The following is a 19,807-nucleotide window of genomic DNA, read 5'->3' as shown; positions in this document are numbered from 1 at the left end:
TCCCTCCTTTTTGTTTTGAAGTAAGAAGAGATATCATTCTTTTGTAACTCTTCTGTTCATTTAGTAATCAAATCTATCTAAAACTTTGCTAAACAATATGTTCAAGCAAAAGTTTGTCATACTTTAATTATTTAACATGGTTAAACAATCTAAACGATATAAAGTACAGGTTTCTCCTGACTTTTTTCTTTACCAATAAAACTATGAATTAATCTTCATTACGAAGACCTAGTCCTAGCTCACCAAGCTTCTCCTGAACTTCTTCTAGTGATTTACGTCCGAGGTTACGAACTTTCATCATATCTTCTTCAGACTTGTGAGTTAATTCTTGTACAGTATTAATCCCAGCACGCTTCAAGCAGTTATAAGAGCGAACTGAAAGATCAAGTTCTTCAATCGTCATTTCAAGTACTTTTTCTTTCTGATCTTCCTCTTTTTCAACCATAATCTCAGCATTTTGCGCTTGGTCAGTAAGACCGACAAAAATGTTTAAATGTTCTGTTAAGATTTTTGCACCAATAGAAACAGCTTCTTCTGGTCGAATGCTTCCATCTGTCCAGACATCAAGGGTTAGTTTGTCATAGTTTGTTACTTGCCCAACACGAGTATTTTCCACTTGATAGTTAACTCTAGATACAGGCGTGTAAATAGAATCAACTGGAATTACTCCAATAGGCAAGTCCTCTTTCTTGTTTCCATCAGCTGGAACATAACCACGTCCACGACGAGCGGTTAAACGCATATGAAGATGTGCTCCCTTTGAAAGAGTTGCTATATGCAAATCAGGGTTTAAAATATCAACATCGCTATCATGAGTAATATCTGCTGCTGTAACTACACCTTCTCCTTGAATGTCTAATTCCAATGTTTTTTCTTCATCAGAATAGATTTTAAGAGAAAGTTGTTTCAAGTTAAGGATGATTGAGGTCACATCTTCTACTACACCTTCAATAGTAGAAAACTCATGTAATACGCCATCAATTTGTACCGCTGTTACAGCTGCACCTGGTAATGATGATAGTAAAATACGACGTAACGAATTGCCTAGAGTCGTTCCGTAGCCTCGCTCAAGTGGTTCAACAACAAACTTACCATACTTAGCATCGTCGCTGATTTCAACCGTTTCAATCTTTGGTTTTTCAATTTCTATCATTAAACAAACCCTCCTTCAAAACGTCGAAACTCCGGTCGACTTGTATTAGTCCAACCGGAATTCCCGATTAGGTAGTTCTGAGCCGTTCATACCTAATTGAGTCAACCTTTGTAAGAACCGTACTTTAATTAATTAAAAAATAACTTCTTACACATTATTGACAAATCAAGGAAATCTATACAATAATTCGATTTCTTTTTTATACTCGACGACGTTTTGGTGGACGGCAGCCATTATGTGGAACTGGAGTAACGTCACGAATCATGCTTACTTCAAGTCCTACTGCTTGTAATGAACGTATAGCTGCTTCACGACCAGCGCCTGGTCCTTTAACAGAAACTTCAAGTGTCTTCATGCCATGTTCCATAGCAGCTTTACCAGCAGTCTCCGCTGCCATTTGCGCAGCAAATGGTGTTGATTTACGAGAACCTTTAAATCCTAATCCACCAGCACTTGCCCAAGAAATTGCATTTCCTTGTGTGTCAGTGATTGTCACAATTGTATTGTTAAATGTTGAGCGGATATGAGCAACACCAGCTTCAATATTTTTACGAGCGCGACGTTTAGGACGAGTTGTTTTTCCTTTTGCCATTCTATGCTACCTCCTTTACTATTTCTTCTTATTAGCTACAGTACGACGAGGTCCCTTACGCGTACGAGCATTGTTTTTTGAATTTTGACCACGAACAGGTAACCCACGACGGTGACGAACACCACGGTAGCAACCAATTTCAATTAAACGTTTGATGTTTAATGATACTTCACGGCGAAGGTCACCTTCTACCTTGTATCCATCAATAATATCACGGATCTTACCTAATTCTTCTTCTGTTAGATCACGTACACGAGTATCCTCAGAAATACCTGCTTGAGCAAGGATTTCAGAAGCTCTAGTTTTACCGATACCAAATACGTATGTTAAAGACACAACCACGCGTTTATCACGAGGAATGTCAACACCAGCAATACGTGCCATTTTTTATCGCACCTCCTTTATTTTAACCTTGTTTTTGTTTATGCTTAGGGTTTTCGCAAATAACCATAACCGTACCTTTACGACGGATTACCTTGCACTTTTCACAAATTGGTTTGACAGATGGTCTTACCTTCATGTTTTTTACCTCCCTATTACTACGGAGTGTGTTCACGTTTTTCTTTAGAGGATGTTTAAAAAATACGGAAATAAGTTTTCTTTTTTAAACATGCTCTTTATTTATTTGAATCGATACGTGATACGCCCACGTGTTAAGTCATACGGTGACAATTCAACAGTTACTTTGTCTCCTGGTAATATACGAATAAAATGCATACGAATTTTACCTGAAACATGAGCTAATATTTTATGTCCATTTTCAAGCTCTACTCGGAACATGGCATTTGGTAGCGGCTCAATTACCGTACCTTCTACCTCGATTACATCTTCTTTGGCCATGAATTTACTCTCCTTCCATCAGGAAATTATAATCGTTCATAAAAGTGGAAATTGCAAAACGCAACTTCGCATTGGTTACACGTCCAGTTTGTTCAATACTATTTTTCACTTCTGGAGAAATAAAGTCAAACAAATGTAAGTGATTCACATTTTTCTTCTTAGAGCGATCTACCTTTCGTTTATCACCATCAGCGATATACACGAAACGCGAATCCTCTATTTGAATGATACATGCTACTCCACCAGCATCTCTGCCTTTCATTATCCTCACCATTTGTCCGATGTGAGGTATTGAATCAGGATCGATCATAATTAATCACCATCACTTTAGGCTTTCGTTAAAATTTCATACCCTGTCTCCACAATTGCAATAGTATGTTCAAAATGAGCACACATCTTTCCATCAGTAGTTACAACCGTCCAATTATCAGGGAGAGTCCGAACATAACGTTTCCCTGCATTTACCATTGGTTCAACTGCAAGTACCATTCCAGGTTTTAATCTTGGTCCTTTATCAGGTGGTCCAAAGTGTGGAATTTGTGGATCTTCATGTAAATTTTGACCAATACCATGGCCAACATACTCTCGAACAACGGAGAAATCGTACGATTCTACATACGTTTGAATAGCATGGGATATATTAGATAGTCTTACTCCTGCCTTTGCTTCTTCAAGTCCTTTATATAAAGACTGTTCAGTAACGTCTAAAAGTTTCTGAGTTTCAGCAGAAATTTCGCCAACAGCATAAGTCCAAGCCGAGTCACCATGATACCCATTGTATTTCGCACCAATATCTATACTGATGATATCACCATTTTTCAATATTTTTTCTCCTGGTATTCCATGTACCAATTCTTCATTAACTGAAGCACAAATACTACCGGTAAATCCATTATAGCCTTTAAAAGATGGAATCGCATCATGTTGCCTAATAAATTTTTCAGCAATTGAGTCTAATTCCTTAGTAGAAATGCCTGGTTGTATATATTTCTTCAACTCTTGATGGGTCAATGCAACAATTTTACCAGCAACACGCATTATTTCAATTTCTCTAGGCGTTTTACATATAATCATGCAGGGATCCCTTTCAAGATATTTTCAACATCTTCAAAGACTTTTTGAATGTGTTGATTACCATCAATTCGCTCTAAATATCCTTTTTCAGAATAAAAATCGATTAATGGTTGAGTTTGTTTTAAATTAACTTCTAAGCGATTTGCTACTGTTTCTGGCTTATCATCTTGACGTTGTACAAGAGTACTTCCATCTTTATCACAAATACCTTCAACCTTTGGTGGGTTAAATTTAATATGATAAGTAGCACCAGAAGTAGGAGAAACCCAACGACCTGTTAAACGTTCAAAAAGTTCTTCTTTAGGAACTTCAACATAGATAACTGAGTCAATTTTACGATCTAGCGATGCTAACATCGTTTCTAATGCTTCTGCCTGTGCTACTGTTCTTGGAAAACCATCAAGTAAAAAGCCTTTGTTGCAATCTTCTTTGCTTAAACGTTCGCGAACAATACCAATTGTTACTTCATCAGGAACAAGGTTACCAGCATCCATAAAAGATTTTGCCTGTTTACCTAAATCTGTACCATCCTTAATTGCTGCACGAAACATATCTCCTGTAGAAATATGTGGAATACCGTACTTTTCAACAATTTTTTCAGCTTGTGTGCCTTTACCAGCACCTGGAAGCCCCATTAAAATTAGGTTCATATATATCCCTCCATCATCCGTTTTAACAACTGGATTTGGGGAGGATCTCCCCATTTCCCTTTATTACTTAATAAACCCTTTATAATGACGTTTAATAAGTTGACCTTCAATTTGCTTCATCGTATCCAGGGCTACACCAACAACAATTAACAAACCAGTTCCACCAATTTGAACAGATGATGGTAAGTTAAGACCTGTTGTAAAAAACACTGGGATAATAGAAATTGTCGCTAGGAATAGTGCGCCAACAAATGTTAAACGGTATAAAATTCTAGTTAAGTAAACTTGTGTTGTTTTACCGGGACGAATACCAGGGACATAGCCACCTTGCTTTTTAAGGTTTTCTGCCATTTGCTCTGGATTAACTTGAATAAACGTATAAAAATACGTAAACCCAATAATTAAGGCCGCGTAAACAACCATTCCATATGGGTTTGAGAAATCAAAATAAGTAGTAATCCATCTAGCTACAGTATTATCATCACCTATAAATCCAGCTATCGTTGGTGGAAATATAAACAATGACATTGCAAAAATGACAGGAATTACCCCTGCAGCATTCACTTTTAATGGCAAATGTGTTGAGCCGCCACCTTGTGGTTTTCCAGCAACTAATCGTTTAGCATATTGTACTGGGATTTTTCTTAATGCCTGTTGTACAAAGATAACTCCAACAACAATAGCAAGAAGTATTAGTAACAGTAATAAAACTACTACTATATTTAAGAATAACTGTTCACCAGCATTCTGAATTCTTGTTGCATAAACTTGGTTTGCGGCATTAGGAATTCCTGCGGCGATCCCTCCAAAGATTAGGATAGATATACCATTTCCTACACCTTTAGCGGTAATTTGTTCACCTAACCACATTAGAAAGGCTGTACCTGCAGTCAATACTAATGCAATTATAATAAATTTTCCAAAACTAGGATTAGGAATTAAGCCTGGAACGAGTCGATTAAAACCAACCGACATTCCAATCGCTTGTATGAAACCTAGTACGATTGTTCCATAACGGGTAAACTGAGCTAATTTACGTCTGCCCGCCTCTCCTTGTTTTGCCCATTCAGCAAACTTTGGTACAACATCCATTTGTAGTAATTGAACAATAATAGATGCAGTAATGTAAGGCATAATCCCCATTGCGAAAATTGAGAAGTTTTCTAGGGCACCTCCACCAAAGGTATTTAGGAAACCAAATGCATTCATTTGATCTTGAAACTGAAGCACTTCAGCGTTTGCTCCAGGAACAGGAATAAAGGCACCAATCCTAAATACAATGAGCATTAGCAGGGTGAAAAAGACTTTACGTCGCAAATCACCCACGCGTAGTATATTGGAGATCGTCTGAAACATTAAATCACCTCAGTTTTTCCGCCAGCAGCTTCAATTGCCTCTACTGCAGAAGCAGAGAATTTGTTAGCCTTTACCGTAAGCTTAACTTCAAGCTTACCGTTTCCGAGGATCTTAATTCCGTCCTTTGCATTACTTACCGTACCTGTTTCAAGTAGTAACTCTGGAGTTACTTCTGTACCATCTTCGAAACGATTTAACTGATCAAGGTTAAGAATCGCATATTCTTTTCGAGTTGGGTTCGTAAATCCACGTTTAGGAAGACGACGATATAACGGGTTTTGACCACCCTCAAAACCTGGGCGTACTCCACCACCAGAACGTGAATTTTGACCTTTATGTCCACGTCCAGCTGTTTTTCCGTTACCAGAACCAATACCGCGTCCTACACGATTACGTTCTTTACGTGAACCTTCAGCAGGCTTCAGTTCGTGAAGTTTCATCTTAGCACCTCCTCAATCTATAAATTTTAAGCTTCTATTTCTTTAACAGTTAGTAAATGAGATACTTTGTTAACCATACCGCGAATAGCAGCATTATCTTCTTGTACTACTGTTTGATGCATTTTACGTAAACCTAATGTGTTTACAGTAACACGTTGATCCTCAGGGCGACCAATTAAGCTTCTAGTGAGGGTAATTTCTAATTTCTTAGCCATTTACGTTCCCTCCTATCCTAATAGTTCTTCTACGGATTTTCCGCGTAATTTAGCAACATCTTCAGCACGTTTTAAGTTTTTAAGTCCAGTTACTGTAGCACGAACCATGTTGATTGGGTTGTTCGAACCTAAAGACTTAGATAAGATGTCACCTACACCAGCAAGTTCAAGTACCGCACGTACTGGACCACCAGCGATAACTCCAGTACCTTCACTAGCAGGTTTTAATAATACATTACCCGCACCAAAGTGACCAATGATTTGATGTGGAATTGTTGTACCAACGATCGGCACAGTTACTAAGTTTTTCTTTGCATCTTCAATTGCTTTACGAATTGCTTCCGGTACTTCTTGTGCTTTACCCATTCCAAAGCCAACATGACCGTTTTTATCTCCAACAACAACCAGTGCAGCAAAGCGGAAACGACGTCCACCTTTAACAACCTTTGCTACACGGTTGACCGCTACTACTTTTTCTTCTAGTTCCAAAGTATTTGGGTCAATGCGCATTATTTTCCCTCCTTTGTTCTTTAGAATTGCAATCCAGCTGCTCTGGCTGCGTCTGCTAATTCTTTAACACGTCCATGGTATAAGTAACCACCACGATCGAATACAATTGTTTCATAACCTTTTTCAATAGCACGTTTAGCTACAAGCTCGCCAACTTTTTTAGCTGCTTCAATATTTCCGCCGTTTTCAAGATTAAGTTCTTTGTCTAAGCTGTTTGCACTAGCTACAGTTACACCTGCAACATCATCAATCAATTGTGCATAGATGTGCTTAGAAGAACGGAATACATTTAAACGAGGACGTTCAGCAGTTCCTGTAATTGTACGACGAACATGTGCATGTCTCTTCTTACGTGCCAGATTTTTGCTTGGCTTCGTAATCATTGAACGTCAGTCCTTTCCGTTATCTTACTATTTACTTACCAGTCTTACCTTCTTTACGACGAACAAATTCACCTTCATAACGAATACCTTTTCCTTTATAAGGCTCAGGTAAACGTACAGCACGGATATTTGATGCAAGAGCACCTACACGCTCTTTGTCAATCCCTTTAACGATAACCTTTGTGTTTGAAGGAACTTCAACTTCAAGGCCTGCCTCAGGAGTGATTTCTACTGGGTGAGAATAACCTACATTAAGAACTAATTTTTGTCCTTGTTTAGACGCACGGTAACCGACACCGATAAGTTCTAATGCTCTTTCATACCCTTTCGTTACACCTTCGACCATGTTACTGATGATACTACGAGTAGTACCGTGTAAAGAACGATGTAATTTATTATCAGAAGGACGCTCTACTGTGAGAGTATTTTCTTCTACTTTTACAACCATGTCAGGATGAACTTCTCTATTAAGTTCTCCTTTAGGTCCTTTTATAGTAATAGTATTATTATTTAACGTAACAGTTACACCAGCTGGAATTTCAACTGGCTTATTACCAATACGAGACATTCGATACACCTCCGTTTCTTTTCTATATTCTTACCAAACGTATGCTAAAATTTCTCCGCCGATTTGCTGTTGACGTGCTTCTTTGTCAGTAAGAATTCCGTTAGAAGTAGATACGATCGCAATTCCTAAACCACCAAGAACACGAGGTACTTCAGTAGCTTTAGCGTATACACGCAAACCAGGCTTACTAATGCGCTTTAGTCCGGAAATTACACGCTCGTTATTCGCACCATACTTTAAAAAGATGCGAATGATACCTTGTTTGTTATCTTCAATATATTCAACATCGCGAACAAAACCTTCACGCTTAAGGATTTCAGCGACTTCTTTTTTAACTTTTGATGCAGGTAGCTCTAATTTTTCGTGACGAACAGTGTTTGCATTACGAATTCTAGTAAGCATATCTGCAATAGGATCTGTCATGACCATCTGTTTTACCTCCTTCCGTACTTGGAAATTACCAGCTTGCTTTTTTAACGCCAGGGATTTGACCTTTATATGCTAACTCACGGAAGCAAATCCGACATAATTTGAATTTACGAATGACTGAGTGAGGACGACCACAACGTTCGCAACGAGTATACTCTTGCACTTTGAACTTTTGTGGACGCTTCTGCTTAGCAATCATAGACTTTTTCGCCAAAGTTTTCACTCCTTCTTCAATTATTTACCGACTATTTTTGAAATGGCATTCCCATTTGAGTTAATAATTCACGAGCTTCTTCATCCGTATTAGCAGTAGTTACTACTACGATGTCCATACCGCGAACTCTGTCAACTTTATCGTAATCGATTTCTGGGAAGATTAATTGTTCTTTAACTCCTAAAGTGTAGTTTCCACGTCCGTCAAATGCTTTCTTTGAAATCCCACGGAAGTCACGTACACGTGGTAAGGAAACTGAAACTAATTTATCTAAAAACTCATACATGCGCTCGCCACGAAGAGTTACCTTCGCACCAATTGGCATACCTTCACGAAGCTTGAAACCAGCGATTGATTTTTTTGCTTTTGTGATAAGTGGCTTTTGACCTGTAATTTGAGTTAATTCTTCAACAGCTTTATCTAAAGCTTTTGCGTTAGAAACTGCGTCACCAACACCCATATTGATAACGATCTTTTCAACTTTAGGTACAGCCATTACTGAACTATAGTTAAATTTATCAACTAGTGCAGGGACGATTTCGTTTTGGTACTTCTCTTTTAAACGATTCATGTGATTGACCTCCTTTCAGACCTGACTACTTATCTAAAACTTCGCCAGATTTCTTTGCAATACGTACTTTTTTACCGTTCTCAACTTTATATCCTACACGTGTAGGCTCACCTGTTTTTGGATCGATAGGCATAACGTTTGATGAAGCAATCGGCGCTTCCATATTGATGATACCACCTTGTGGGTTTGCTTGAGATGGTTTAGCATGTTTCTTTACCATGTTAATTCCCTCTACAAGTACACGTCCTTTGCTTGGGTATGCTTCTAAAATAACGCCTTGCTTACCTTTATCTTTACCAGAGATCACTTTGACAGTGTCACCTTTTTTAACATGCATTCTAGGTGTTGACATAATCGCACCTCCTTAAAAGGCATTTTCTATATTAATCCGTTCATCAATTATCAAAATAAGCGCGAAACTTCGTTCTCGGACTTCTTGCTTCTTTTGATAATTGTTATTAAAGAACTTCTGGAGCAAGTGATACTATCTTCATGAATTGCTTTTCACGAAGTTCACGTGCAACTGGTCCGAAAATACGAGTTCCACGAGGGCTCTTATCTTCTTTAATAATTACTGCAGCATTCTCGTCAAATTTAATGTATGAACCATCATTACGACGAGCACCTGTTTTAGTACGAACGATAACAGCTTTAACAACGTCACCTTTCTTGACAACGCCGCCTGGTGTTGCTTGTTTCACCGAACAAACGATTACATCACCAATATTAGCAGTTTTACGTCCAGAACCACCTAAAACTTTAATACAAAGCACTTCACGTGCACCTGAGTTATCAGCAACTTTTAAACGACTTTCTTGTTGAATCATACGATCTTACCTCCCTTCGGAACCAATACAAGATCTATTTTAATTAAATGATTACTGCTTCTTCAACGATTTCAACTAATCGGAAACGCTTATCCTTTGATAATGGGCGTGTTTCCATAATTTTTACGATATCACCGATTTTTGCAGAGTTATTTTCATCATGAGCTTTATATTTTTTTGAATACTTAACACGTTTGCCGTACAACTTATCAGTTTTGTAAGTTTCTACTACTACTGTAATTGTTTTATCCATTTTATCCGATACAACTTTACCAGTATATTCCTTACGTTGGTTACGCTCAGTCATTGCGCAAACCTCCTTTCAAATTATTCGTTAGTTATACCTAGCTCTCTCTCACGCAATACTGTTTTTGCACGAGCTATCGCTTTACGAACTTCACGAATGCGGGCTGGATTGTCTAATTGTCCAGTCGCTAATTGAAAGCGTAGGTTGAATAACTCTTCTTTCAGTGACTTTGCTTTCTGTTCGATCTCGGCAGTGGTTAAGTTACGGATCTCATTAGCTTTCATTTGCGTCACCACCCACTTCTTCGCGTTTTACAAACTTACATTTTACTGGTAATTTATGAGAAGCTAAACGTAATGCTTCACGCGCCACTTCTTCAGAAACACCTGCAATTTCAAACATAACTTTTCCAGGTTTAACAACTGCTACCCATCCTTCAGGAGCACCTTTACCGGAACCCATTCGAACCTCAAGAGGCTTAGCTGTATAAGGCTTTGATGGGAAAATTTTAATCCAAACTTTACCGCCACGTTTCATGTAACGAGTCATCGCACGACGAGCAGATTCGATTTGACGGTTTGTAATCCAAGAAGCTTCAGTAGCTTGAAGACCAAACTCACCAAAATGTACTTCAGTACCACCTTTTGCTTTTCCGCGCATTTTTCCGCGATGTTCACGACGGTATTTAACACGTTTAGGTAATAACATGATTATTTGCCTCCTTCCTCTTTTTTCGTTCCTTTCGTTGGAAGGACTTCACCACGGTAAATCCAAACTTTTACTCCAAGTTTACCATAAGTAGTGTCAGCTTCTGCCGTTCCGTAATCAATATCAGCACGTAACGTGTGAAGTGGAACAGTTCCTTCGCTATAGTGTTCAGAACGAGCGATATCAGCTCCGCCTAGACGACCAGATACTTCAGTTTTGATACCAAGAGCACCAGTACGCATTGTGCGTTGGATCGCTTGTTTCATAGCACGACGGAATGAAATACGATTTTCTAATTGACGAGCAATATTTTCAGCTACTAATTTAGCATCTAAATCAGCTTGCTTAATTTCAAAAATGTTAATATGAACTCGCTTGTTTGTAAGTTGGTTTAAAGCTTTACGTAAAGCTTCTACTTCTGAACCACCCTTACCGATAACCATACCAGGCTTAGCTGTATGAACTGTAACATTCACACGGTTAGCAGCGCGTTCGATTTCAATTTTAGATACAGATGCATCTTTAAGACGTTTTTCGATATACTCACGAATTTTTAAGTCTTCGTGTAATAAATCTGCATAGTCTTTTTCAGCATACCATTTTGACTCCCAGTCACGGATGACCCCGACACGAAGTCCTATCGGATTTACTTTTTGACCCACGCTTTATCCCTCCTTCTTTTCTGAAACAACGATAGTAATATGACTAGTACGTTTGTTTATTCTGCTTGCACGTCCCATAGCACGAGGACGGAATCTTTTTAATGTAACTCCCTCATCAACAAATGCTTCACTAATAACTAGATTGTTTACGTCCATTTCATAGTTATGTTCTGCATTTGCAATCGCAGAGTTTAATACTTTTTCCACTACTGGAGAAGCCGCTTTAGGTGTATGACGTAAAATCGCTACAGCTTCACCAACTTGCTTGCCCCGAATTAAGTCTATAACTAGACGAACTTTACGAGGAGCAATACGCACTTGTTTAGCAACTGCTTTCGCTTGCATATAGAGAACCTCCTCTCGAATTAACGTCTTGTTTTCTTATCATCTGCAGCATGGCCTTTATAAGTTCTTGTTGGTGCAAATTCACCTAACTTATGACCGACCATATCTTCAGAAATGTATACTGGTACATGTTTGCGTCCATCATATACCGCAATTGTGTGACCAATAAATTCTGGGAAGATTGTTGAACGACGTGACCAAGATTTAATTACCTTTTTTTCGTCTTTTTCATTCATTTCAACAACTTTTTTCATCAAGTGATCATCAACAAAAGGTCCCTTTTTTAAGCTACGACCCATGAGTATACCTCCCTTCGCGATTGTGCTACGGTTCCTATGAACCGTAGTGCAATCCCGTTATTTTTTACGACGACGTACGATGTACTTGTCGGAATGTTTGTTTTTCTTACGAGTTTTGTAACCAAGAGTTGGTTTGCCCCATGGAGACATTGGTGATTTGCGTCCGATTGGCGAACGTCCTTCACCACCACCGTGTGGGTGATCGTTAGGGTTCATTACAGATCCACGAACAGTAGGTCTTTTACCTAACCAACGAGAGCGACCAGCTTTACCAATGTTCACAAGTTCGTGTTCTAAGTTACCAACTTGACCGATTGTAGCACGGCACTCAGAAAGGATCATACGAGTTTCGCCTGAGTTAAGACGTACAAGTACATATTGTCCTTCTTTACCTAGTAATTGAGCTTCTGTTCCTGCAGAGCGAACTAATTGGCCACCTCTACCTGGTTTTAACTCAATGTTATGAATAACAGTACCTACTGGGATGTTAATAAGCGGTAATGAATTACCTACTTTAATATCAGCTGTTGGACCACTCATTACTTCCATACCAACTTGTAGTCCTTTTGGCGCAAGAATGTAACGTTTTTCTCCATCAGCATAGTTAATTAATGCAATGTTAGCAGTACGGTTTGGATCATATTCGATCGTAGCAACGCGTCCTGGAATTCCATCTTTGTTACGTTTAAAATCGATTACTCTATATTGACGTTTGTGTCCGCCACCTTGATGACGTACAGTCAACTTACCTTGGTTATTACGTCCACCCTTTTTATGAAGTGGCGCAAGTAATGATTTTTCCGGCTTGTCAGTTGTGATGTCTTGGAAGTCTAAAACAGACATACCACGACGACCAGCTGAGGTCGGTTTATACTTTTTAATCGGCATTGTTATTTCCCTCCTTCACTTAAAACTTAAACACCTTCAAAGAATTCTAGTTCTTTGCTATCAGCAGTTAACGTAACGATTGCTTTCTTACGACGAGGTGTATAACCTGAGTGACGTCCAAATCTTTTGAACTTCCCTTTGTAGTTCATCGTATTTACGTTAGCAACTTTCACTCCAAAGATCTCTTCGACAGCATCTTTAACTTGAGTTTTGTTAGCACGAACATCTACTTCAAATGTATATTTCTTTTCTGACATTAAGTCAGTAGAACGTTCAGTGATTACGGGGCGCTTAATGATGTCACGAGCGTTTTCCATTACGCTAGCACCTCCTCTACCTTTTGAACAGCTTCTTTAGTAATAATTAGTTTGTCATGCTTTAATACATCAAGAACGTTAATTCCTTCAGCAGTAACAAACGTTACTCCTGGAATGTTTCTAGCTGATAATGCAACATTATCATTGTAATCAGCTGTAACTACTAACGCTTTGCGATCAGCAGATAAACCACTTAAGATCGAAACCATTTCTTTTGTTTTTGGAGCTTCTAAATTTAAACCTTCAAGTACTACGATTTCTTCAGCTACCACCTTTGAAGATAAAGCTGATTTGATCGCTAAACGACGTACTTTCTTTGGTAATTTGTAGCTATAGCTACGAGGTGTTGGTCCGAATACTACTCCACCACCAACCCATTGAGGTGATCTGATAGAACCTTGTCTTGCGCGACCAGTTCCTTTTTGACGCCATGGTTTACGTCCGCCACCACGAACTTCTGAACGTCCTTTTACATCATGTGTCCCTTGACGTAATGAAGCTTGCTGCATTACAACAGCATCATGTAATACACTTTCATTTGGCTCAATACCGAATACTGTTTCAGCTAATTCGATATCCCCAACTTGCGTTCCGTTTTGGTTAAATAATGCAACTTTTGGCATGAGGCATCCTCCTTTCCTATTAACAATTAGTTCGCTTTAACAGCACTCTTGATAGTTACATAACCCTTTTTAGCTCCAGGCACATTACCTTTTACTAATAATAAGTTACGCTCTGTATCTACTTTAACGATTTCTAAGTTTTGAACTGTAATTTGCTCTCCGCCCATACGACCAGGTAATAATTTACCTTTGAAAACACGGTTTGGAGCAACTGGTCCCATTGAACCAGGACGACGGTGATAACGCGATCCGTGAGCCATCGGTCCACGTGATTGGTTGTGGCGTTTGATCGCACCCGCAAAACCTTTACCTTTCGAAGTTCCAGTTACGTCAACTACGTCACCTTCGCTAAATGTATCTACTTTGACTTCTTGACCAACTTCGTAAGCATCAAATTCCGTGCCACGAATTTCTTTCATGTAGCGCTTAGGATTAGCGTTCGCCTTAGCGGCATGGCCTTTAGCTGGTTTCGTTACTCGCGATGCTTTCACATCATCAAAACCTAATTGAATCGCAACGTATCCGTCAGATTCAACTGTTTTCTTTTGAAGAACAACGTTTGGAGCAGCTTCGATAACAGTCACTGGCACCACGTCGCCTTTTTCAGTGAAAACTTGAGTCATTCCTAATTTTTTCCCTAAGATTCCTTTGGTCATGAGTCACACCTCCTGATATTAAGTAATTTATTTGTTTTTGCCATTTATTTTTTGTTTGGTCAAACAATTAAAGTTTGATTTCGATATCTACGCCTGACGGTAAGTCTAAACGCATTAAAGCATCCACAGTTTGTGGAGTTGGGTTCACAATATCAATCAGACGCTTATGTGTGCGCATTTCAAATTGCTCACGAGAATCTTTGTACTTATGAACCGCTCTTAAAATCGTGTAAATCGACTTCTCTGTAGGAAGAGGGATCGGTCCAGAAACTTGAGCACCTGAACGTTTAGCTGTTTCAACGATTTTTTCAGCAGATTGATCTAGAATTCTGTGATCATAAGCTTTTAAACGAATGCGAATTTTTTGCTTTGCCATTTGATAACCTCCTTTATCGTCCATTTTATAAACAGACATACTCCGTGAAAATTTCCTCACCACTAGCCATGGCAACGGGCTCGGGTGTGTCAGCAACCTTCCACATCATCGCTGTCAACGACCAACATTATATATTATACATACTTCAAATATATAAAGCAAGTATTTATTTAATTTGCTCGGTCGCACTTTTACTATTATATATACATCTTATTACTATTGCAAGTGTTGTCGAAAAAATTTATACACTTATGCAGCATGGAATTTTTCCCAAGAGTTTCGTTTGTTTTAATTTATGTTGTCAGAGAAATATTTGAAGCGCTTTCGTGTTTCTTCTATAATATATTGATTACTTATTGATGTTCTAAATTTATAATTGTTTTATTGTTACGGAAATATAAAATACAGTTAGTAATTAGAGTGGTATTGACTTATGATCATTAAAACCCGGAATGACAGTACGAATTGATGCTATTTAGTCAGTTGAATATACGTCTGAATTTACTTGAAAAGGGTAGAATGTATTACTCTTATTTAGAAAAGGGGATTGGAGAGTTAGCTTTTGATAACATAATTGACCATTTAATAGAAAGTTGGCTCATACTTTATGGTTTACTCGTTAAAATTAATAACACCACCTTTCAGGTTTATAAGGTTATAATATCTCCTGACCAAACTTATATATTTCAAGTTAAAAATTATGAAGGTGACTATTATATAGAAGGAGGCCGCTGGTATTTGTCCCGTAAATCTGAAATTATAAACCTCCATGTTCAATTACAAAGGTATGATACACTGTTTCAGAGATTACTTAATAATAATGAAAGAATTGAAGGAGCTGTTTTACGAAGTGGGATGAATGGAAGATGCTATTTTCAACACAGCCAATTACAACAACAATCATGTTCGATTCGTGTTGGGTTGTTTCTAAAAAGTACTAAACGGAAATCTTCATTAAAGAGGCATGGACGATCTTCTTTATGTTTAGTTATAGCTTTTTACTTCTATTCGCGCACCCTAATACTGATTTCCCACGCTTATCATACTCGATTACGTTCTACTCGCTTACCATTTTCAACCCGATGCTCTTTATAATACACGATTTCATTATTACACATATAAACCCCCTATCTCAAATTCTATATAAGAAAATCGCAAGAGCCTTGGTCCCGATCAGGTGCTCCTGTGCCACTCCGTATGCTCAAGAGCAAAGCGTCTTCAAGTACTGCTTCGTAGTAAGCTTCCTCGAAGCAAAGCTCCATGAGGCTAATCAACGAAGAATTTCAAGAGGTAATTGAAGTTAGTTGCTTGGCTGAAGTGGTCGAGCCGATGGCGCCTGGAGCTAGACAGTTTCTAAGTTAGAAATTTATAAATTTATAAATTCTGTATATAAAAAAAGGTAACCTCGAAAGGTTACCTTTTTATTAATCAAAATTACTCAACGATAGTTGCAACTACTCCAGCACCTACAGTACGGCCACCTTCACGAATAGAGAACTTAGTTCCTTCTTCGATTGCGATTGGAGCGATTAGTTCAACAGTCATTTCAATGTTATCTCCAGGCATTACCATCTCAACGCCTTCTGGAAGTTGGATGATTCCAGTTACGTCAGTTGTACGGAAGTAGAACTGTGGACGGTAGTTAGAGAAGAATGGAGTGTGACGTCCACCCTCTTCTTTTGAAAGAACGTAAACTTCTGATTTGAATTTAGTGTGTGCTTTAACAGTACCTGGCTTAGCAAGTACTTGCCCACGTTGGATATCTTCACGAGATACACCACGAAGTAATGCACCAATGTTATCTCCAGCTTCAGCATAGTCAAGAAGCTTACGGAACATTTCTACTCCAGTTACAGTTGTAGATTTTGGCTCTTCAACTAATCCAAGGATCTCAATTACATCCCCAACTTTAACTACTCCACGCTCTACACGTCCAGTAGCAACTGTACCACGACCAGTGATTGAGAATACGTCCTCAACTGGCATCATGAATGGTTTTTCAGTGTCACGAGGTGGTGTTGGAATGTAAGAATCTACAGCATCCATAAGTTCAAAGATTTTCGCTTCCCACTCAGCGTCTCCTTCAAGAGCTTTAAGAGCAGAACCTTTGATTACTGGAATATCATCACCAGGGAAGTCGTACTCAGAAAGAAGGTCACGTACTTCCATTTCTACTAACTCAAGTAACTCTTCGTCGTCAACCATGTCACACTTGTTCATGAATACAACAAGGTATGGTACACCTACTTGACGAGATAAAAGGATGTGCTCACGAGTTTGTGGCATTGGACCATCAGCAGCAGATACTACTAGGATACCACCGTCCATTTGAGCAGCACCAGTGATCATGTTCTTAACGTAGTCAGCATGTCCTGGGCAGTCAACGTGTGCATAGTGACGAGAATCAGTTTCATACTCAACGTGTGCAGTTGAGATTGTGATACCACGCTCACGCTCTTCAGGTGCACCATCGATTTGATCATAAGCCATAGCAGTACCTTTACCAGACTTCTTATGAAGAACTGTAGAGATAGCAGCAGTTAATGTAGTTTTACCATGGTCAACGTGTCCGATTGTACCAATGTTAGCATGCGTTTTCGAACGGTCGAATTTTTCTTTAGCCATTTGGAATTCCTCCTTAAAATAAACGAGAATTATTTTTTATTATTTAGGAAAGGCGACCTTAAATCACCTTTCTTAGCTTACAACATTTTACTCTCAGATACAATAATGTTAATTAATTATTGTCCTGTTTGCTTTTTAATAATTTCTTCACTAATACTCTTTGGTACTTCTTCATAGTGATCGAAGTGCATTGAGTATGTTCCACGTCCTTGAGTACGAGAACGTAGTGAAGTTGCGTAACCAAACATTTCAGAAAGTGGAACCATCGCACGAACTACTTGCGCATTACCGCGAGCTTCCATTCCTTCAACGCGTCCACGACGGCTTGTTACGTCTCCCATGATATCTCCCATATACTCTTCTGGAACTACAACTTCTACTTTCATCATTGGCTCAAGAATTGCAGGAGCACAATGTGATTTCGCGTTCTTCAGAGCCATAGATCCGGCAATCTTAAACGCCATTTCGTTAGAGTCAACATCATGGTAAGAACCATCAAATATAGTAGCTTTAAGGTCTAATAATGGATACCCTGCAAGCATACCATTTTGCATAGATTCTTTAATACCAGCTTCAACAGCAGGTACATATTCGCGTGGTACTACACCACCAACGATTTTGTTTTCAAAGACAAAACCTTCGCCCTCTTCAAGTGGAGAGAACTCGATCCATACGTGACCGTATTGTCCACGTCCACCAGACTGACGTACGAACTTACCTTCAACTTTTGCCGCTTTACGGATTGTTTCACGGTAAGCAACCTGAGGAGCACCAACATTTGCTTCTACTTTGAATTCACGGCGCATACGATCTACGATGATATCTAAGTGAAGCTCACCCATACCAGCAATGATTGTTTGTCCAGTTTCTTCGTCAGTGTGAGTTTTAAACGTTGGATCTTCTTCAGCTAATTTTGAAAGAGCCATACCCATTTTATCTTGGTCCGCTTTTGACTTCGGTTCTACTGATAATGAAATAACTGGCTCAGGGAATTGCATTGACTCTAAAATAACTTGATTTTTCTCATCACAAAGTGTGTCACCAGTTGTTGTATCTTTAAGACCAACACCAGCAGCAATATCTCCAGCATATACAATAGAGATTTCTTCACGTGAGTTAGCGTGCATTTGAAGGATACGCCCCATTCTTTCACGCTTACCTTTTGTTGAGTTAACTACATATGAACCAGATTTTACTGTACCTGAGTAAACACGGAAGAATGTAAGTTTCCCTACATAAGGGTCTGTCATTACTTTAAACGCAAGTGCCGAAAATGGAGCTTCATCACTAGATTCACGTGAAACTTCTTCATCCGAATCTGGTAAAGTACCTTTAATTGCTGGTACATCAGTCGGAGCTGGAAGATAATCAAGTACAGCATCTAGTAATAACTGAACACCTTTGTTTTTAAAAGCTGACCCACATAATACAGGATAGAACTCAACGTTGGTAGTAGCTTGACGGATAGCCGCTTTAAGCTCTTCTTTCGTGATTTCTTCCCCTTCAAGATATTTCATCATTAATTCTTCATCTTGTTCTGCAGCAGCTTCGATTAACTTTGTACGCCACTCTTCAGCTTGTTCCTTATACTCATCCGGAATTTCTTGTGCATCCGTACGTGTACCAAGGTCATCTTCATAGAAGTACGCACAATTTTCAACAAGATCGATAATTCCTTCGAATTGATCTTCAGCACCAATTGGTAATTGGATCGGATGTGCATTTGCACCTAAACGATCATGCAATGTACTAACTGAATACAAGAAGTCTGCACCGATTTTGTCCATTTTATTTACGAAAACTACACGAGGAACACCATATGTAGTAGCCTGACGCCAAACAGTTTCAGTTTGAGGTTCAACACCTGACTGTGCATCTAAAACACCAACTGCACCATCAAGTACACGTAATGAACGCTCAACTTCAACTGTAAAATCTACGTGTCCTGGTGTATCGATAATGTTGATACGGTGACCTTTCCATTGAGCAGTCGTTGCAGCAGATGTGATTGTAATACCACGCTCTTGCTCTTGCTCCATCCAGTCCATTTGTGAAGCTCCTTCATGAGTTTCACCAATTTTGTGGATACGGCCAGTATAGAAAAGAATACGCTCTGTACAAGTTGTTTTACCAGCATCAATGTGAGCCATGATACCGATATTACGTGTCTTTTCTAAGGAGAACTCTCTTGCCATAGGTTTCTTTCTCCTTCCTAGTGTTGAAAGTTATTTTTTCTCTA

33 protein-coding genes are annotated in these 19,807 nt (G+C 38.9%); 1 reads left to right on the top strand and 32 read right to left on the bottom strand.

What is annotated here, in order from left to right; genetic code table 11:
* Window positions 1–208: 208 nt before the first annotated feature.
* The 30 genes from BKP45_RS02665 to rpsJ form a co-directional block, all read right to left on the bottom strand.
* A complete protein-coding gene (locus BKP45_RS02665; protein WP_071388238.1) occupies window positions 209–1,153 on the bottom strand; it encodes a DNA-directed RNA polymerase subunit alpha in 945 nt (314 codons plus the stop codon).
* A gap of 199 nt (window positions 1,154–1,352) precedes the next feature.
* The gene (gene rpsK, locus BKP45_RS02660; RefSeq protein ID WP_071388237.1) at window positions 1,353–1,745 is read right to left on the bottom strand and encodes a 30S ribosomal protein S11; all 393 of its coding nucleotides are present in this window, start codon (window positions 1,743–1,745) and stop codon (window positions 1,353–1,355) included.
* A gap of 18 nt (window positions 1,746–1,763) precedes the next feature.
* Window positions 1,764–2,129, bottom strand: a complete 366-nt coding sequence (rpsM, locus tag BKP45_RS02655) for a 30S ribosomal protein S13 (RefSeq protein WP_071388236.1) — start codon at window positions 2,127–2,129, stop codon at window positions 1,764–1,766.
* A 22-nt stretch (window positions 2,130–2,151) separates the two neighbouring features.
* Entirely contained in the window at window positions 2,152–2,265 is a 114-nt protein-coding gene (rpmJ, locus tag BKP45_RS02650) for a 50S ribosomal protein L36 (RefSeq protein ID WP_003322638.1), read from the bottom strand.
* 101 nt (window positions 2,266–2,366) lie between these two features.
* The gene (infA, locus tag BKP45_RS02645) at window positions 2,367–2,585 is read right to left on the bottom strand and encodes a translation initiation factor IF-1 (RefSeq protein WP_071307888.1); all 219 of its coding nucleotides are present in this window, start codon (window positions 2,583–2,585) and stop codon (window positions 2,367–2,369) included.
* 4 nt (window positions 2,586–2,589) lie between these two features.
* A complete protein-coding gene (locus BKP45_RS02640) occupies window positions 2,590–2,895 on the bottom strand; it encodes a KOW domain-containing RNA-binding protein (RefSeq protein WP_071388235.1) in 306 nt (101 codons plus the stop codon).
* A 17-nt stretch (window positions 2,896–2,912) separates the two neighbouring features.
* Complete coding sequence (map, locus tag BKP45_RS02635; protein WP_071388234.1) at window positions 2,913–3,659, bottom strand: type I methionyl aminopeptidase; 747 nt, start codon at window positions 3,657–3,659, stop codon at window positions 2,913–2,915.
* The gene (locus BKP45_RS02630; protein ID WP_071388233.1) at window positions 3,656–4,309 is read right to left on the bottom strand and encodes an adenylate kinase; all 654 of its coding nucleotides are present in this window, start codon (window positions 4,307–4,309) and stop codon (window positions 3,656–3,658) included. Before BKP45_RS02630 ends, map begins: the two co-directional genes overlap by 4 nt.
* Before the next feature lie 63 nt (window positions 4,310–4,372).
* Window positions 4,373–5,665 carry a preprotein translocase subunit SecY gene (secY, locus tag BKP45_RS02625; RefSeq protein WP_071388232.1) on the bottom strand — a complete coding sequence of 431 codons (1,293 nt, stop codon included), beginning with the start codon at window positions 5,663–5,665 and terminating at the stop codon, window positions 4,373–4,375.
* Window positions 5,665–6,105, bottom strand: a complete 441-nt coding sequence (gene rplO, locus BKP45_RS02620; protein ID WP_071307883.1) for a 50S ribosomal protein L15 — start codon at window positions 6,103–6,105, stop codon at window positions 5,665–5,667. Before rplO ends, secY begins: the two co-directional genes overlap by 1 nt.
* 26 nt (window positions 6,106–6,131) lie before the next feature.
* Complete coding sequence (rpmD, locus tag BKP45_RS02615) at window positions 6,132–6,320, bottom strand: 50S ribosomal protein L30 (RefSeq protein WP_012957154.1); 189 nt, start codon at window positions 6,318–6,320, stop codon at window positions 6,132–6,134.
* A 12-nt stretch (window positions 6,321–6,332) separates the two neighbouring features.
* Window positions 6,333–6,833: a 30S ribosomal protein S5 gene (gene rpsE, locus BKP45_RS02610; RefSeq protein WP_071307881.1), complete on the bottom strand. Its 501-nt coding sequence runs from the start codon at window positions 6,831–6,833 to the stop codon at window positions 6,333–6,335.
* A 17-nt stretch (window positions 6,834–6,850) separates the two neighbouring features.
* Complete coding sequence (rplR, locus tag BKP45_RS02605) at window positions 6,851–7,213, bottom strand: 50S ribosomal protein L18 (RefSeq protein ID WP_071388231.1); 363 nt, start codon at window positions 7,211–7,213, stop codon at window positions 6,851–6,853.
* A gap of 31 nt (window positions 7,214–7,244) precedes the next feature.
* Window positions 7,245–7,781 carry a 50S ribosomal protein L6 gene (gene rplF / locus BKP45_RS02600; RefSeq protein WP_071388230.1) on the bottom strand — a complete coding sequence of 179 codons (537 nt, stop codon included), beginning with the start codon at window positions 7,779–7,781 and terminating at the stop codon, window positions 7,245–7,247.
* A 30-nt stretch (window positions 7,782–7,811) separates the two neighbouring features.
* Entirely contained in the window at window positions 7,812–8,210 is a 399-nt protein-coding gene (gene rpsH, locus BKP45_RS02595; RefSeq protein WP_071307878.1) for a 30S ribosomal protein S8, read from the bottom strand.
* Between the two features lie 28 nt (window positions 8,211–8,238).
* Window positions 8,239–8,424 (bottom strand): 30S ribosomal protein S14, encoded by a 186-nt coding sequence (gene rpsN, locus BKP45_RS02590; protein ID WP_011064535.1) that lies wholly within the window; start codon window positions 8,422–8,424, stop codon window positions 8,239–8,241.
* 31 nt (window positions 8,425–8,455) lie between these two features.
* On the bottom strand, window positions 8,456–8,995 hold the full coding sequence (gene rplE, locus BKP45_RS02585; protein ID WP_071307877.1) for a 50S ribosomal protein L5: 540 nt from the start codon (window positions 8,993–8,995) through the stop codon (window positions 8,456–8,458).
* A 25-nt stretch (window positions 8,996–9,020) separates the two neighbouring features.
* Window positions 9,021–9,332 carry a 50S ribosomal protein L24 gene (gene rplX / locus BKP45_RS02580; RefSeq protein WP_071308377.1) on the bottom strand — a complete coding sequence of 104 codons (312 nt, stop codon included), beginning with the start codon at window positions 9,330–9,332 and terminating at the stop codon, window positions 9,021–9,023.
* A gap of 121 nt (window positions 9,333–9,453) precedes the next feature.
* Window positions 9,454–9,822, bottom strand: a complete 369-nt coding sequence (gene rplN / locus BKP45_RS02575) for a 50S ribosomal protein L14 (protein ID WP_071307876.1) — start codon at window positions 9,820–9,822, stop codon at window positions 9,454–9,456.
* 43 nt (window positions 9,823–9,865) lie between these two features.
* Complete coding sequence (gene rpsQ, locus BKP45_RS02570) at window positions 9,866–10,129, bottom strand: 30S ribosomal protein S17 (RefSeq protein ID WP_071307875.1); 264 nt, start codon at window positions 10,127–10,129, stop codon at window positions 9,866–9,868.
* A 20-nt stretch (window positions 10,130–10,149) separates the two neighbouring features.
* The gene (gene rpmC, locus BKP45_RS02565; protein ID WP_071307874.1) at window positions 10,150–10,353 is read right to left on the bottom strand and encodes a 50S ribosomal protein L29; all 204 of its coding nucleotides are present in this window, start codon (window positions 10,351–10,353) and stop codon (window positions 10,150–10,152) included.
* On the bottom strand, window positions 10,343–10,777 hold the full coding sequence (gene rplP / locus BKP45_RS02560; protein ID WP_071388229.1) for a 50S ribosomal protein L16: 435 nt from the start codon (window positions 10,775–10,777) through the stop codon (window positions 10,343–10,345). The genes rpmC and rplP overlap by 11 nt, the downstream gene beginning before the upstream one ends.
* A gap of 2 nt (window positions 10,778–10,779) precedes the next feature.
* Entirely contained in the window at window positions 10,780–11,439 is a 660-nt protein-coding gene (rpsC, locus tag BKP45_RS02555) for a 30S ribosomal protein S3 (RefSeq protein WP_071388228.1), read from the bottom strand.
* Between the two features lie 3 nt (window positions 11,440–11,442).
* Window positions 11,443–11,784, bottom strand: a complete 342-nt coding sequence (rplV, locus tag BKP45_RS02550) for a 50S ribosomal protein L22 (RefSeq protein WP_071388227.1) — start codon at window positions 11,782–11,784, stop codon at window positions 11,443–11,445.
* Window positions 11,785–11,804: 20 nt separating this feature from the next.
* On the bottom strand, window positions 11,805–12,083 hold the full coding sequence (rpsS, locus tag BKP45_RS02545; protein WP_071388226.1) for a 30S ribosomal protein S19: 279 nt from the start codon (window positions 12,081–12,083) through the stop codon (window positions 11,805–11,807).
* A gap of 57 nt (window positions 12,084–12,140) precedes the next feature.
* The gene (gene rplB, locus BKP45_RS02540) at window positions 12,141–12,971 is read right to left on the bottom strand and encodes a 50S ribosomal protein L2 (protein ID WP_071388225.1); all 831 of its coding nucleotides are present in this window, start codon (window positions 12,969–12,971) and stop codon (window positions 12,141–12,143) included.
* Window positions 12,972–12,997: 26 nt separating this feature from the next.
* Window positions 12,998–13,288 (bottom strand): 50S ribosomal protein L23, encoded by a 291-nt coding sequence (gene rplW / locus BKP45_RS02535; protein WP_071307868.1) that lies wholly within the window; start codon window positions 13,286–13,288, stop codon window positions 12,998–13,000.
* On the bottom strand, window positions 13,288–13,911 hold the full coding sequence (gene rplD / locus BKP45_RS02530) for a 50S ribosomal protein L4 (RefSeq protein ID WP_071388224.1): 624 nt from the start codon (window positions 13,909–13,911) through the stop codon (window positions 13,288–13,290). The genes rplW and rplD overlap by 1 nt, the downstream gene beginning before the upstream one ends.
* A 26-nt stretch (window positions 13,912–13,937) precedes the next feature.
* Window positions 13,938–14,567: a 50S ribosomal protein L3 gene (gene rplC, locus BKP45_RS02525; protein ID WP_071388223.1), complete on the bottom strand. Its 630-nt coding sequence runs from the start codon at window positions 14,565–14,567 to the stop codon at window positions 13,938–13,940.
* Between the two features lie 67 nt (window positions 14,568–14,634).
* Window positions 14,635–14,943 carry a 30S ribosomal protein S10 gene (gene rpsJ, locus BKP45_RS02520; RefSeq protein WP_071307865.1) on the bottom strand — a complete coding sequence of 103 codons (309 nt, stop codon included), beginning with the start codon at window positions 14,941–14,943 and terminating at the stop codon, window positions 14,635–14,637.
* Window positions 14,944–15,411: 468 nt separating this feature from the next.
* On the opposite strand from rpsJ, the gene BKP45_RS23500 reads away from it, so the two are divergent.
* Window positions 15,412–16,038 (top strand): nuclease-related domain-containing protein, encoded by a 627-nt coding sequence (locus BKP45_RS23500; protein ID WP_407639581.1) that lies wholly within the window; start codon window positions 15,412–15,414, stop codon window positions 16,036–16,038.
* A gap of 339 nt (window positions 16,039–16,377) precedes the next feature.
* Here the strand turns inward: BKP45_RS23500 and tuf are convergent, their stop codons facing one another.
* Both tuf and fusA read right to left on the bottom strand, forming a co-directional pair.
* The gene (tuf, locus tag BKP45_RS02515) at window positions 16,378–17,568 is read right to left on the bottom strand and encodes an elongation factor Tu (protein WP_071388222.1); all 1,191 of its coding nucleotides are present in this window, start codon (window positions 17,566–17,568) and stop codon (window positions 16,378–16,380) included.
* Window positions 17,569–17,684: 116 nt separating this feature from the next.
* Entirely contained in the window at window positions 17,685–19,763 is a 2,079-nt protein-coding gene (gene fusA / locus BKP45_RS02510; protein WP_071388221.1) for an elongation factor G, read from the bottom strand.
* Between the last annotated feature and the right edge of the window lie 44 nt (window positions 19,764–19,807).

The sequence above is a fragment of the Anaerobacillus alkalidiazotrophicus genome, from assembly GCF_001866055.1.
The sequence above is the reverse complement of the archived record's forward strand: the minus strand, read 5'-3'. Positions and strand labels throughout refer to the sequence as shown.

Coding starts and splice junctions, on each gene's coding strand:
- rpsJ (WP_071307865.1), bottom strand. CDS start 14,943: ATGGCAAAGCAAAAAATTCGCATTCGTTTAAAAGCTTATGATCACAGA.
- rpmJ (WP_003322638.1), bottom strand. CDS start 2,265: ATGAAGGTAAGACCATCTGTCAAACCAATTTGTGAAAAGTGCAAGGTA.
- rpsQ (WP_071307875.1), bottom strand. CDS start 10,129: ATGACTGAGCGTAACCAACGTAAGGAATATACTGGTAAAGTTGTATCG.
- rplO (WP_071307883.1), bottom strand. CDS start 6,105: ATGAAACTTCACGAACTGAAGCCTGCTGAAGGTTCACGTAAAGAACGT.
- rplD (WP_071388224.1), bottom strand. CDS start 13,911: ATGCCAAAAGTTGCATTATTTAACCAAAACGGAACGCAAGTTGGGGAT.
- rplX (WP_071308377.1), bottom strand. CDS start 9,332: ATGCATGTTAAAAAAGGTGACACTGTCAAAGTGATCTCTGGTAAAGAT.
- rpsS (WP_071388226.1), bottom strand. CDS start 12,083: ATGGGTCGTAGCTTAAAAAAGGGACCTTTTGTTGATGATCACTTGATG.
- BKP45_RS23500 (WP_407639581.1), top strand. CDS start 15,412: ATGCTATTTAGTCAGTTGAATATACGTCTGAATTTACTTGAAAAGGGT.
- tuf (WP_071388222.1), bottom strand. CDS start 17,568: ATGGCTAAAGAAAAATTCGACCGTTCGAAAACGCATGCTAACATTGGT.
- rplF (WP_071388230.1), bottom strand. CDS start 7,781: ATGTCTCGTATTGGTAATAAGCCAGTTGAAATTCCAGCTGGTGTAACT.
- rpmC (WP_071307874.1), bottom strand. CDS start 10,353: ATGAAAGCTAATGAGATCCGTAACTTAACCACTGCCGAGATCGAACAG.
- rplV (WP_071388227.1), bottom strand. CDS start 11,784: ATGCAAGCGAAAGCAGTTGCTAAACAAGTGCGTATTGCTCCTCGTAAA.
- map (WP_071388234.1), bottom strand. CDS start 3,659: ATGATTATATGTAAAACGCCTAGAGAAATTGAAATAATGCGTGTTGCT.
- rplE (WP_071307877.1), bottom strand. CDS start 8,995: ATGAATCGTTTAAAAGAGAAGTACCAAAACGAAATCGTCCCTGCACTA.
- rpsK (WP_071388237.1), bottom strand. CDS start 1,745: ATGGCAAAAGGAAAAACAACTCGTCCTAAACGTCGCGCTCGTAAAAAT.
- rplR (WP_071388231.1), bottom strand. CDS start 7,213: ATGATTACGAAGCCAAGCAAAAATCTGGCACGTAAGAAGAGACATGCA.
- BKP45_RS02640 (WP_071388235.1), bottom strand. CDS start 2,895: ATGATCGATCCTGATTCAATACCTCACATCGGACAAATGGTGAGGATA.
- rplB (WP_071388225.1), bottom strand. CDS start 12,971: ATGCCGATTAAAAAGTATAAACCGACCTCAGCTGGTCGTCGTGGTATG.
- rplC (WP_071388223.1), bottom strand. CDS start 14,567: ATGACCAAAGGAATCTTAGGGAAAAAATTAGGAATGACTCAAGTTTTC.
- infA (WP_071307888.1), bottom strand. CDS start 2,585: ATGGCCAAAGAAGATGTAATCGAGGTAGAAGGTACGGTAATTGAGCCG.
- BKP45_RS02665 (WP_071388238.1), bottom strand. CDS start 1,153: ATGATAGAAATTGAAAAACCAAAGATTGAAACGGTTGAAATCAGCGAC.
- BKP45_RS02630 (WP_071388233.1), bottom strand. CDS start 4,309: ATGAACCTAATTTTAATGGGGCTTCCAGGTGCTGGTAAAGGCACACAA.
- rplW (WP_071307868.1), bottom strand. CDS start 13,288: ATGGAAAACGCTCGTGACATCATTAAGCGCCCCGTAATCACTGAACGT.
- rplN (WP_071307876.1), bottom strand. CDS start 9,822: ATGATTCAACAAGAAAGTCGTTTAAAAGTTGCTGATAACTCAGGTGCA.
- fusA (WP_071388221.1), bottom strand. CDS start 19,763: ATGGCAAGAGAGTTCTCCTTAGAAAAGACACGTAATATCGGTATCATG.
- rpmD (WP_012957154.1), bottom strand. CDS start 6,320: ATGGCTAAGAAATTAGAAATTACCCTCACTAGAAGCTTAATTGGTCGC.
- secY (WP_071388232.1), bottom strand. CDS start 5,665: ATGTTTCAGACGATCTCCAATATACTACGCGTGGGTGATTTGCGACGT.
- rplP (WP_071388229.1), bottom strand. CDS start 10,777: ATGTTATTACCTAAACGTGTTAAATACCGTCGTGAACATCGCGGAAAA.
- rpsH (WP_071307878.1), bottom strand. CDS start 8,210: ATGGTCATGACAGATCCTATTGCAGATATGCTTACTAGAATTCGTAAT.
- rpsM (WP_071388236.1), bottom strand. CDS start 2,129: ATGGCACGTATTGCTGGTGTTGACATTCCTCGTGATAAACGCGTGGTT.